This window comes from Rhizobacter sp. P3_C12 (genome assembly GCF_056402735.1).
Genome location: NZ_JBFUGW010000218.1, coordinates 1 through 10,693, shown reverse-complemented (window position 1 = coordinate 10,693; position 10,693 = coordinate 1). Strand labels below are relative to the sequence as shown.

12 protein-coding genes are annotated in these 10,693 nt (G+C 69.0%); 6 read left to right on the top strand and 6 right to left on the bottom strand.

The window, feature by feature from the left end:
* Positions 1-1,101: 5'-nucleotidase C-terminal domain-containing protein (locus AC1DXV_RS25535; protein ID WP_477936189.1), on the top strand; the 1,101-nt coding region annotated here is incomplete at its 5' end.
* A 151-nt stretch (positions 1,102-1,252) separates the two neighbouring features.
* Positions 1,253-1,474, top strand: a complete 222-nt coding sequence (locus AC1DXV_RS25530; protein ID WP_477873962.1) for a hypothetical protein — start codon at positions 1,253-1,255, stop codon at positions 1,472-1,474.
* A gap of 15 nt (positions 1,475-1,489) precedes the next feature.
* On the opposite strand, the gene AC1DXV_RS25525 is transcribed toward AC1DXV_RS25530, so the two are convergent.
* Positions 1,490-1,714: a hypothetical protein gene (locus AC1DXV_RS25525; protein WP_477873960.1), complete on the bottom strand. Its 225-nt coding sequence runs from the start codon at positions 1,712-1,714 to the stop codon at positions 1,490-1,492.
* On the opposite strand from AC1DXV_RS25525, the gene AC1DXV_RS25520 reads away from it, so the two are divergent.
* The 3 genes from AC1DXV_RS25520 to AC1DXV_RS25510 are packed head-to-tail and all read left to right on the top strand — an operon-like array spanning position 1,698 to position 3,723.
* On the top strand, positions 1,698-1,958 hold the full coding sequence (locus tag AC1DXV_RS25520; protein ID WP_477873958.1) for a hypothetical protein: 261 nt from the start codon (positions 1,698-1,700) through the stop codon (positions 1,956-1,958). The two genes, AC1DXV_RS25525 and AC1DXV_RS25520, sit on opposite strands and share 17 nt — an antisense overlap.
* A 50-nt stretch (positions 1,959-2,008) precedes the next feature.
* Positions 2,009-2,224, top strand: coding sequence for a hypothetical protein (locus AC1DXV_RS25515; protein ID WP_477936187.1), 216 nt, complete (start codon positions 2,009-2,011; stop codon positions 2,222-2,224).
* Between the two features lie 8 nt (positions 2,225-2,232).
* Positions 2,233-3,723 carry a CYTH and CHAD domain-containing protein gene (locus AC1DXV_RS25510; protein WP_477936185.1) on the top strand — a complete coding sequence of 497 codons (1,491 nt, stop codon included), beginning with the start codon at positions 2,233-2,235 and terminating at the stop codon, positions 3,721-3,723.
* A 6-nt stretch (positions 3,724-3,729) separates the two neighbouring features.
* Here AC1DXV_RS25510 and pgm read toward each other — a convergent pair whose 3' ends face one another.
* Complete coding sequence (gene pgm, locus AC1DXV_RS25505; RefSeq protein WP_477868195.1) at positions 3,730-5,385, bottom strand: phosphoglucomutase (alpha-D-glucose-1,6-bisphosphate-dependent); 1,656 nt, start codon at positions 5,383-5,385, stop codon at positions 3,730-3,732.
* Between the two features lie 206 nt (positions 5,386-5,591).
* Here pgm and AC1DXV_RS25500 point away from each other — a divergent pair, with 206 nt between their 5' ends.
* Positions 5,592-6,644, top strand: coding sequence for an HrpF/NolX family T3SS translocon protein (locus AC1DXV_RS25500; RefSeq protein WP_477936183.1), 1,053 nt, complete (start codon positions 5,592-5,594; stop codon positions 6,642-6,644).
* A gap of 180 nt (positions 6,645-6,824) precedes the next feature.
* Here the strand turns inward: AC1DXV_RS25500 and AC1DXV_RS25495 are convergent, their stop codons facing one another.
* The 4 genes from AC1DXV_RS25495 to AC1DXV_RS25480 form a co-directional block, all read right to left on the bottom strand.
* The gene (locus AC1DXV_RS25495) at positions 6,825-7,988 is read right to left on the bottom strand and encodes a hypothetical protein (protein ID WP_477868191.1); all 1,164 of its coding nucleotides are present in this window, start codon (positions 7,986-7,988) and stop codon (positions 6,825-6,827) included.
* Positions 7,989-8,006: 18 nt separating this feature from the next.
* Positions 8,007-8,894: a hypothetical protein gene (locus AC1DXV_RS25490; RefSeq protein ID WP_477936181.1), complete on the bottom strand. Its 888-nt coding sequence runs from the start codon at positions 8,892-8,894 to the stop codon at positions 8,007-8,009.
* Positions 8,895-9,257: 363 nt separating this feature from the next.
* Positions 9,258-9,626 (bottom strand): response regulator, encoded by a 369-nt coding sequence (locus tag AC1DXV_RS25485; protein ID WP_477869150.1) that lies wholly within the window; start codon positions 9,624-9,626, stop codon positions 9,258-9,260.
* A 14-nt stretch (positions 9,627-9,640) separates the two neighbouring features.
* The gene (locus tag AC1DXV_RS25480) at positions 9,641-10,603 is read right to left on the bottom strand and encodes a chemotaxis protein CheX (RefSeq protein ID WP_477936179.1); all 963 of its coding nucleotides are present in this window, start codon (positions 10,601-10,603) and stop codon (positions 9,641-9,643) included.
* Between the last annotated feature and the right edge of the window lie 90 nt (positions 10,604-10,693).

Below are 10,693 nucleotides of genomic sequence, written 5' to 3'. Positions count from 1 at the left end.
TCGCAGGTCGGCAGCAACGACATCAACGGCTGCGCCGGCGGCCTGGCCGGCTCGGCGATCGCCGACGTGGTGCGCCAGCTCGACAACGCGGTCGACCTGGTCGTCAGCGGCCACACCCACACCGCCTACAACTGCCAGTTGCCGAACGCGACCGGCCGGATGATCCCGGTGACGCAGGCCGGCGCCTTCGGCCGCGTCGTCAGCGACATCGACCTGACGATCAACCCGTCGAACGGCGACGTGACAGCGGTCAGCGCGACCAACCGCGTCGTCGACCGCAGCGATGCGGCGACCACGCCGGACGCAGCGGTGGCGGCGCTGGTCGCTGCCTACGACGCGCTGGTCGCGCCGATCGCGAACCAGGTGATCGGCAGCATCACGCAGGCGCTGCCGGTCACCGGCGACGCGGCCTGCAACATGCCGGCCGGCGAACTGATCGCCGATGCGCAGCTGGCGGCCACCGCGGCGCCGCCCTTCGGAGGCGCGCAGTTCGCGTTGATGAACCGTGGCGGCGTGCGCAGCCCGGGCTTCAACTTCACGTCGAGTGCGGTCGGCGAGGGCGACGGCAACATCACCTACGGCGAGGCCTTCACGGTGCAGCCGTTCGGCAACAGCCTGGTGACGCTGACGCTGACCACGCAGAACGTGAAGGATGTGCTCGAGCAGCAGTTCGCCGGTTGCCGCGGCCAGCTCGCGACCGCGACCCGGCTGATGGTGCCGAGTGCCAGCCTGCGCTACACCTGGGACGGCAGCGCGGCCTGCAATGCGCGGGTGCGCGGCGTGACCTTGACGACGGCGGCCGGCACCGAGACGCTGGTCGACGTGGCCGGCGTGGTGGTGAACCCGCAGAAGACCTGGCGCGTGACGATCAACAACTTCATGGCGACCGGCGGCGACGGCTTTTCGACCTTCCAGCAGGGCACCAACCTGCTGGGCGGCGCGCAGGACATCGATGCGCTGAGCAGCTACCTGGCGAGCTACAAGGCGCCGAACGCGGCCTACGACCCTGCGACACCGGCACTCGGCAAGCCGCGCGTGGCCCGGGTCAACGCGCCGGCGGGCGGCGGCACCTGCCCGCTCGGGGCGGATGTGAATCCCTGAGCCAATCCTGGATCCAGCGCAAGCCAATCCCGACCCGCCAGGGTGGATTGGCTTCTGAGCTCAGGTGGCAGGCTTCCTATAATTTTTGTTGCATCGCACCACCCCAACAGCCCCGTTCTCAACCGTTCTCACCTGCACACAAGGAGCCGAGATGGAAGTCGACAAGCTGGTCACTGTCTATGGGTTTTCGCTGTTCGACGCCGACGCGGGCGGGCAACTCCCGGCCGCGTTCAAGGCGCCGCGATCGGTGATCGAACACGACTTTCATGGGACCGTGATGGAAGGCACGGCCGAGCTGGTCGATGCGGAAGCACTCGACGAGCAAGGCCGCTTCCGCCGCGTCGCGACGGCGTGGGGCGAGCTGGCGACCTGATGGCCTGAACGCTCGTCAGTCTTTCACTGCGCCGTTGTCCGCCTTCGGACGGCCGGTCTTCAGGCTGGGCACGCTGTTCAGCGCCGCCAGCAGGGCCTTGTCGGCCATCGCGTTCAGCGCCGCGATGCCGGCGCGCAGCAGCTCGCTCTTCTTGGTCGGGCGCTTCAAGGCGGCGGCCCGCAGCTTCAGCGCCTCGAGCACCTGGTATTCCGACTTCGGGATCGTGAAGCTGTCGCGCACCAGCTTGTGCTTGGGCTTCTCGGCGACCGCCGTGGCGGCCGGGGCAACTGCCTTCGCGGGGGCGACTTTCCTGGCGGCTACCTTCTTGGCTGAAGGCTTTTTCGCAGCAACGGGAGTCTTCCTCGCCGGAGCGGCAGCGGTCTTGGGGGTGGTCTTTGCGGTGGTCTTGCGTGGGGTCGGTGATGTGGTCATCGGCTTGACTTCAATGGTTTATACGATATATACCGTTTATACCAGACCTTGACGCGGCGCCATGCCGGAGCGGCCCGAGGTCCGGCGAACGGAGCGCAGATCATGGAGACAAGACGTCTTCGCGAACGACTCGGCCTGATGTCGATCGGCGCATTGATGATGGACCCGCAGTTCGTGCGGCGCGCGGCGCAGGACCGGGGCGACGAGGTCGCCTCGTCCGACACCGGTTCGCCGGGCGGTGACCTGCCGACGCTGCGCGCGCGCTGGCACACTGGCTGGGACCGCTGGCGTGCACGCCTGACCCGAGCCAAACCCTGATTTTCCCCATGCATGAGATCGAGCTGAAGTTCCAGATTCCCGAGACCCGATTCACGCACCTGCGACAGCGCTTCCTGCAGGGCCGCACCGAGGCCGTGCGGATGCAGGCGCATTACTTCGACACCGCCGACGGCCGTCTGGCCCGCCACGAGATCGCGTTGCGCCTGCGGCTCGAAGGCACGCGCTGGGTGCAGACGCTGAAGGCCAGCGGCGCGCACGGCGTGTCGCGGCTCGAGCACAACGCCGAACTGCCGGTCGACGCCGTGCGCAGCGGCGCACCGGCCATCAACCTCGATCGCCACCGCGGCTCGCCGGCGCACCGGCGGCTTCTCGACGTGCTGGGCGGCGTCGCCCTGCAAGAGGTGTTCCGCACCGAGGTCGACCGCGTCGTGCGCGTCTTCACGCTGCCGGGGGGCACCGAGGTCGAAGCGGCCCTCGATGTCGGGCAGGTCGTCGCCGGCACCGCGATGCACCCGCTGCGCGAGATCGAATTCGAATGGAAGGCCGGGCCGCTGCAAGGCCTGTTCGCGCTGGCCTCCGACTGGGTCGGCGAGCATGGCCTGTGGCTCGACATCGTCTCGAAGGCCGAGCGCGGCAGCTTGCTGTCGCACGGGCAGAGTCACCCGGCGGCGGCGCGCGCCAAGCCGCCGCAGCTGGCCGCGGACGCCGATGGTCCGGCCCTCGCGCGGGCTGCGATCAGCTCCTGCCTGGCCCAGGTGCTGCGCAATGCCAGCGCGGTCGCCTCCGGCAGCCGCCAGCCGGAGCACGTGCACCAGCTGCGCATCGGCCTGCGGCGCCTGCGCGTCGTGTTGCGCGAGATGGCGCCGCTCGACTGCGGGCTCGACCCGGGCTGGGAGGCGCCGGTGGCCGCGTTGTTCCGCGTGCTCGGCGTCGACCGCGACCAGCAGATCCTGGAGGACGAGACCGCCGATGCGCTGGTCGCCGCGGGCGCGCCGCCGCTGACGCGGCCCCGACTGCCGGCGGATGCCGGGCCGATCGAGGCGCGGGTGCAGCATGCGGATGTGCAGCAGGTGCTGCTGGCGGTCCAGGCCTATGCGATGGAAGCGTCGGCGATGAGCGGTGGCGCACACGACGGCCCGGCCGTGGCGGCCATCGGCGAACGCCTCGATGCCTTGCTGCGCCGCCTGATCGGGCATTCACGCGGCTTCGTCGACGCGCCGGCCGACGACCAGCATGCGGTGCGCAAGGAACTGAAGCGCCTGCGCTACCTCGCCGAGTTCATCGCGCCGCTGTACCGCGACAAGCCGGTCGCGCGCTTCTTCGAGGCCCTGGCGCCTGCGCAGGACGCGCTGGGAAGCCACAACGACCTGGCGGTGGCGCTGGAGGCCTATCGCGAGCGGGCCGTCACCGAACCCGAAGCCTGGTTCGCCGTCGGCTGGTTGGCCGCRCAGCAGGCCCGTTCGGCCCGCGCGGCGCGCAAGGCCCTGAAGCGCGCCGGCCAGGCCGAGCCGTTCTGGCACGGCAAGCTGCAGCGCTGAACGCGATCAGCGGGCGAGCGCCGCGTCCACCACCCGCTGCGCCTCGTCGAGCAAGCGCTGCAGGTGCGCCGCATCGCGGAAGCTCTCGGCGTAGATCTTGTAGATGTCCTCGGTGCCCGACGGCCGCGCCGCGAACCAGCCGTTCGCGGTGACCACCTTGATGCCGCCGATCGCCGCGCCGTTGCCCGGCGCCTGGCTCATCACCTGCACCACCGGGTCGCCGGCCAGCTCGGTCGAGCGGATCTGCTGCGGCGACAGCGCGGCGAGCTGCTGCTTCTGCGCCGCCGTCGCGGCTGCCGAGATGCGGCCCGCCACCGGCCGCCCGAGCGCGCCGGCCAGCTCGTCATAGACAGCGCCGAGGTCGCGGCCCTGCGTCGCGGTGATCTCGGCCGACAGCAGCGCGGCGGCGATGCCGTCCTTGTCGGTGCTCCAGGCGCTGCCGTCGCGGCGCAGGAAGCTCGCGCCGGCGCTTTCTTCGCCGGCAAAACCGAGGCTGCCCTTCAGCAGCCCGTCGGCGAACCACTTGAAGCCGACCGGCGCATCGAACAGCGGGCGGCCGAGGCGCGCGGCGATGCGCTCGATCAGCTGCGTCGTGACGACGGTCTTCGCGATGCCGATCTCGCGGCCCCAGGCCGACCGGTGCCGGAACAGGTGCTCGATCATCAGCGACAGGTAGTCGTTGGGCGGCAGCAGGCCGGCGCCCGGCGTGACGATGCCGTGGCGGTCGTGATCGGTGTCGCACGAGAACGCGATGTCGAAGCGGCCCTTCAGCGCAACCAGGCGCTGCATTGCGTACGGCGACGACGGGTCCATGCGGATCTGGCCGTCCCAGTCGAGCGACATGAAGCCGAAGGTCGGGTCGACCTCTTCGCTGACCACGGTCAGGTCGAGGCGGTAGCGCTCGGCGATCGCGCGCCAGTAGTGCACGCCGGCGCCGCCGAGCGGATCGACGCCCATGCGCACGCCGGCCGCGCGCACCGCGTCGAGATCGACCACCTGGCCGAGCTCGCCGACGTAGTGCTGCAGGTAGTCGTGGCGGCGCGTGGTGTCGGCGCGCAGTGCGCGCGCGGCCGGCATGCGCTTCACATCCTTCAGCGCGGTTTCGAGATGGCGGTTCGCCGCGGCCTGGATCCAGCCGGTCACCGTCTCGTCGGCCGGGCCGCCATGCGAGGGGTTGTACTTGAAGCCGCCATCGCGCGGCGGGTTGTGCGAGGGCGTCATCACGATGCCGTCGGCCAGGCCCTGGCCCGACACGGTGCGCCCGCGGTTGTGCACCAGGATCGCATGCGACACCGCCGGCGTCGGCGTGAACTCGTCGCGCTCGGCCAGCATCACCGTCACGCCGTTGGCCGCCAGCACCTCGAGCGCCGTGGCCGCGGCCGGTGCCGACAGCGCGTGCGTGTCGACGCCGAGGAACAGCGGCCCGTCGATGCCGGCCTGGCGCCGGTGGTCGCAGATGCCTTGCGCGATCGCGAGCACATGCCATTCGTTGAACGAGCGGTCGAGCGACGAGCCGCGGTGGCCGGAGGTGCCGAACGCGACGCGCTGCGCCGGCACCGAGGGATCGGGCCGATCGTCGGCGTAGGCGGCGAGCAGCCGGCCGACATCGACCAGCACCGAGGCGGGGGCCGGCTGCCCGGCGAGTTCGTTCAATGTGCTCATGCGATCGATCATAGGGAGCGGCTTGCCGGCCCAGGTGTCGCCGTGTGGCGGGCAGGGGCATTCCAGGGGCGTTTCGCGTGGGCGGCCGTCGCTTCGCATCGCGCGTGCCGGTGTGCGCGACCTCGTCCTTAAGGTAGGGAACCGTTCGCCGGATTCGATCGCTGCGCCGCAGCGGGCCGCAGCGATGCATCGAAAGTGCCTCGATCATGAAGATTCAGTCCACACCACTGTTTCAGGCCGGGGCGCCATCCGCATCGGCCACCGGTGCCGCCTCGCAGGGCGGGCAGCAGCACGGGGCCCTCATCGACCAGGTGATGGGTGGCCTGAAGCTCCCGAGCCTCACCCTCGGCGGCAAGGATGACGACAGCGAGGAGCCCGGCATGTCGGCGTCGTCGCTGTCGGCGATGCGCTCGCTGCCGCCGATGCCGCAGGCCCAGCCGCAGCAGGCGCTGGCGGTGCCGCAGGGCCAGGCGAGTGCGACGCAGGGCGCGCAGGGGGGCCAGGGCGGCGGTGGCGGYCCGGTGATGCCGTCGGCCAATGACAAGGCGCCTCCCGGTGCCTCGGCGCAGAGCATCGTCGATGGCAACCCGACGCTGAAGAACCTGGGCAACCAGAGCGGCGTGAAGGACAACCTGAAGAAGCAGTGCGGCGACTGGGACGATCCGGCCAAGAGCCCGCAGGAGCGGGCCGACGCGGCACAGCGTGCGTCCAACGTCGTCAGCTGGGTCAAGGGTGCGAAGGACCGCGACGGCGACGTGCGCCCCGCTGACGTGACGAAGAACGGCAAGATCGAAGGCTTCACGAAGGATGGCGACGCGCGCCACGGCACCGAGGCCGGCCTGCTGCAGGACTTCGGCAAGTACGGCTACGGGCACCTGAAGGCCGACCAGCGGCTCGACCAGACCAACGACGGCCATGTGAAGAAGAACGGCACGAACATGGACAACGCCGAGTACATCGGCCACAAGATCCTCGATGGCCTGTCGAAGGCCTTCAACTTCATCGGCGACCTGATCAAGAACACGCTCGGCAAGATCCCGGGCCTCGGCAAGGTGTTCTCTGCGCTGGGCGAGCTGGGCGCCAAGGCGATCGGCGGCGCGCTGCACGTGGCCGACACCGCGGTGATCGGCGGCGACGTGAAGAAGGCCGGCGTCGAGATGGGCGCGAGCCTGACGGAAACCGCCGTCGGCTTCGTGGACCCGACGGGCCTGGGTGCCAAGGCGGCCGGCGACGCGGTGCGCGGCAGCTACAAAGGTTGATGCGGTGAACACTGTGCTTGCACACAGTACTGTATGAAGATACAGTTCGCGCCTCGGAGGTCACCCATGTACGCAGAACTTCGCCAGAACTATCGTCCCCGCGGCCAGCGCATTCCCGCCTGGGTTGTACGGGTGTGGCGCTGGCTTTGATGACGACCCGGCGTTCGGCCCGCCCGCGCCTCAGCGGTTCAGTGTGTCGACCTGCCGCTTTGCTTCATCCACGTCCTTGTTGAGCTCGGCGAGGTAGCGGCTGCGCTCCTCGCTGCTCCATTCGGCATCTGAAAAGCTGTCGAGCGCATACGCCTTGCTGGTGTGCACGGTGCCGGCCTGCCGCGGCAGCATCGCGCGGTCCGGAAAGCGGTCGGGCACCAGCAGGAATCCCTGCACATCGCGCAGCGTCAGCGGAAAGGCCGGCCTGCCGTCGCGCACCAGCTTGCCGAACAGGCGCAGCCTGAACTCCTGCTCGCCGACAGCCACCTCGTCGTTGAAGCTCAGCAGCGCGAACGGCTTGCCGGCCGCATCGTCGACGCGCGCACTGACGACATAGCGGCCGGGCTGCGCCACCCGTGCCTTCAGGAAGAAATCGAGCGAGCCCGCCTGCAGCGCCTCGCGCACACCGGCCCATTCGGCGGGCACCAGCGGGTTGTAGACCAGGTCGAAATTGACGTTGCCCAGCTGGCCCGACTGGTTCAGGTAGGCCTGGATGCGGATCGTGCCGGCGAACTCCGCAAAGCCCTGCGTTGACGGCTGCAGCACCGCGGCCAGGCTGCCGTCCGCGGCCTCGGTGAACGTGACCGGCACCTGCGGCAGGCCTGAGGGCCGGCGCGCATCAGGGAGGTCGAACGCGACGGCGCGCGTCACCAGCAGCGGCAGCGGGCGATCGTCGTCATCGACGGCCCGCACCGTGAGGCGCACCGATTCGGCGCCGCTCGCGAACACCCGGTCCTGCGTGCTGCGCACGCGCACGCCCTTGGCCGGCTGGCCGCCGGGCGTGCGCAACGGCATCTCCTCGGCCACCGGATCGAACGGCCGCAGCTGGTCGGGATGCTCGGACAGCGGGCGCGCCTCGTGCGGGTAGCGCGTCGAGGTCTTGTACTTGGTGAGCGTGTCTTCAGAGCGCGCGAGCCGTTGCTGCCACAGGTCGAGCTGCGCGCGGCGCGCCTGCACCGCACTCGCGCTGAATGACGCCGGCCGCGGCGCGACCGGTGCTGCAACCGCGGCCACGGCCACCGGGGCAGGCGAGGGTGCCGGCACCTCGGCCGGTGCGTCGCGCCCGAAGCTCAATGCCACCAGCAGCGCGACCCCCATCGCGCACGCGGCGGCGACCAGCGCCGGCTTGCCCATGCGGTGTTGCCTCTCAGGTCAGCGCGCGTTCGTCGCCATGTCGGCGCGGACTTTGGAGACGACCCCGCCCCAGTTCTTGTTCGTGTAGTGGTTGTAGGCCTCGGCATCGTCGCGGAACACCACCGAATGGTTGCTCCACTTGGCGCGCCCGCCTTCGTTGTTCGCGGTGCCCAGCGTCAGGTCGTTGCACAGCCAGTCGCTCGGGTTGCAGAAGCTCGCGCCCGAGCTGCCCGAGACGCCGCCGCTGGAGTGGTACGCGACGACCTCGTCGTCCTGCCCCGGCAGCACGAAGGAGTACAGCGTGCCCTTCGAGCCGGCGTACATGTAGAACCAGGTCGCGCGGGTGTTGTTGTGGTCGTACAGCGCGCGGGCGGTGGCGGTCTTCAGGTCGGACACCAGCGGCTCCGAGACGGCCCAGTCGCCGGCATCGGCCAGCTCGCTGCCGCCCCCGGCGCCGGCGGCGATGTCGACCCACTTGATGTTCCAGCCGACCTGGGTCGTGCCGTCGCTGTTGCCGCATTCGCCGGTCGAGCTCGCGATCGCGGTCTTCTTGTAGCGCGCCGTGCCGCCGTACAGCGAGAGCGCGTAGCCGATCATCAGGTCGCCCGCGCTGTGCGCCGCGACGTAGCACCAGTTCGGCCCGGTGCAGTAGCAGTCGAGCGCGTTGCGCACCAGGTAGTTCTGGTCGGAGACGTGGTTGTAGCCGTCCCAGTTGACCGACTTCTTGTTGACGCCGGCCTCGACGGTCGCCGGCCCCCAGTAGGTGAAGTCGGCATAGTTGCCGAGGATCCCGCCGCCGGTGCGGCCGTTGATCCACAACGAGTAGTTGGTCGCCAGGGCCGCCGTCGTCAGGCCGACGAGCACGGCGCCGATCCCGGCCAGGCACAGCCGCGTGAGGTGTCGCATTGGGTTGTCTCCCTGTGTTGTCGAAACCGGCATGAAACCGATCTCGCGAGGCCCGAAAAGTACGCTCGTGCGGAAAAGTTCAGAAGCCCGAAGTTCCCCTCTTGACTTGCGCGATGTTCGCCCGCGTGTCTTGCACTTTCGTGTCAGCCTGGAGGCGGTGTCGTGGCCGCTTCCGGGTAACGAGTTCATCGCCCTGAGCAACTCGTGCAGCTGGGCTCGGCTGGCCGGATGAATTGCCGATCTTTATTCCGAAGTTGTTTCGCGGAGAACTTCTTGTGAAACAACAGCTTGCGTACTTTTCTAGTCTTCTTGCTGCGGATTTTCTGCCGATCTTTTTGCCGATCTTTTCAGTCGCCCCGCGTCTCACAGACCGCACAGCTTTCGGAACGGCCCCAGCACCGCTTCGCCGCGGAACGGCTTGACGATCCAGCCGGTGACGCCGATCGCCTTGCCGCGCTCGCGCATCTCGGTGTTGTCCTCGGTGGTCAGCATCACGATGCGCACTGCTGCGTTGCCGAGCTCGCTGCGGATCTTCTCGGCCATCGTCAGGCCGTCCATGTTCGGCATGTTGATGTCGCTCACCACCAGCTTGATGGCCGGGTCGAGCGACAGTTGGCGCAGGCCGTCGCGCCCGTCGTTGGCCTGGGCCACGTCGAAGCCGTTCTGCTTCAGGAAGCTGCAGACGATCTCGCGCATCGTGTGGGAGTCGTCGACGACCAGGATCTGGGCCATTCAGCGGTTTCTCTTCAGAAGAATTCCAGCTCGCCGGTGTTGTCGGTGGACGCCGGATTCGAGAACTCGACGAAGGCCTCGGGGCGGAACAGCAGGTTGAAGATGAAGCGCTGCACGATGGTCAGCGAACGCTGGCGCGGGTGGTTCGGGTCCGCGAGCTGGTAGCGGATGCACAGCTGCGGATCCTGCGAGCCGAACGAGATGTACTTCTGCTCGTGGTTGATCACGATCGGCACCTGCGTCTGCTGCGTCGGGAACGCCTCGGACGGGATGTAGTGGTTCTTGAACGCGCCCCAGATCAGGTTCGTGGTCTCGGCGATCAGGTTGTTGAGCTCGCGAAAGCCCAGGTCGCCGCCGACGCCCTCGAAGCCCATCCCCTGGGCCATGCCCTGGCGCAGCGCGCCTTCCTCGGTCTGCAGCATCATGTAGCCGCGGCACCAGGTGCTCTCCAGCGCAATCAGCGTCGACACCTGGCCGTAGATGATGCGGTCGTGCACCACGTAGGGCGCCCCGGCCTCCACCGTCGCGTTCGGGAACATCGAGCGGATGGCCTTGCAGGTCAGCTCGACGATGCCGTGCACCAGCGCCATCGGGTAGCGCAGGCCGAACAGGCTGCGCTCGATGTGGGCGCGCAGCTCATCGAGCTGGCCGCTGGCCCACGGGTGCGTGATGCAGCGCGATTCGTCGTCGGTCAGGGCCCGCGTGCTGGTGCGGCGCAGGAAGATCGGCAGCTCCGGGCGTTGGCGGTGCAGGGCCTGCGCGAGCTTCAGGCTGTCAGGCCCGTCGCAGGGCAGGTCTTCGGCCAGCAGCACGCCGGCCAGGTCCTTGTGCTGGGCCAGCGCGTCCATCGCGTCGGCCGCCGCGCGCGGCACGGTGATGATCCCGAGCGATTCGCAGAACTTGAGCAGCTCGGGATAGTGCTTCGGATCGTGCTCGAGCAGCAGGATCTTGGCGGCGAGGAAAGCGGTATCGGCCATGGGAAGGAATATCGGTAGCACAGCAGGAGACTGAACGCATCCCCCATCTTTTTGTCGGTTGCCGTGCTGATGTGCCGAGGGGTCTCGCTT

Bases quoted from the DNA above. Each gene is read 5' to 3' on its own strand.
- AC1DXV_RS25515 (WP_477936187.1), top strand. From the start codon at position 2,009: ATGGAGACAAGACGTCTTCGCGAACGACTCGGCCTGATGTCGATCGGC.
- AC1DXV_RS25530 (WP_477873962.1), top strand. From the start codon at position 1,253: ATGGAAGTCGACAAGCTGGTCACTGTCTATGGGTTTTCGCTGTTCGAC.
- AC1DXV_RS25490 (WP_477936181.1), bottom strand. From the start codon at position 8,894: ATGCGACACCTCACGCGGCTGTGCCTGGCCGGGATCGGCGCCGTGCTC.
- pgm (WP_477868195.1), bottom strand. From the start codon at position 5,385: ATGAGCACATTGAACGAACTCGCCGGGCAGCCGGCCCCCGCCTCGGTG.
- AC1DXV_RS25495 (WP_477868191.1), bottom strand. From the start codon at position 7,988: ATGGGCAAGCCGGCGCTGGTCGCCGCCGCGTGCGCGATGGGGGTCGCG.
- AC1DXV_RS25480 (WP_477936179.1), bottom strand. From the start codon at position 10,603: ATGGCCGATACCGCTTTCCTCGCCGCCAAGATCCTGCTGCTCGAGCAC.
- AC1DXV_RS25485 (WP_477869150.1), bottom strand. From the start codon at position 9,626: ATGGCCCAGATCCTGGTCGTCGACGACTCCCACACGATGCGCGAGATC.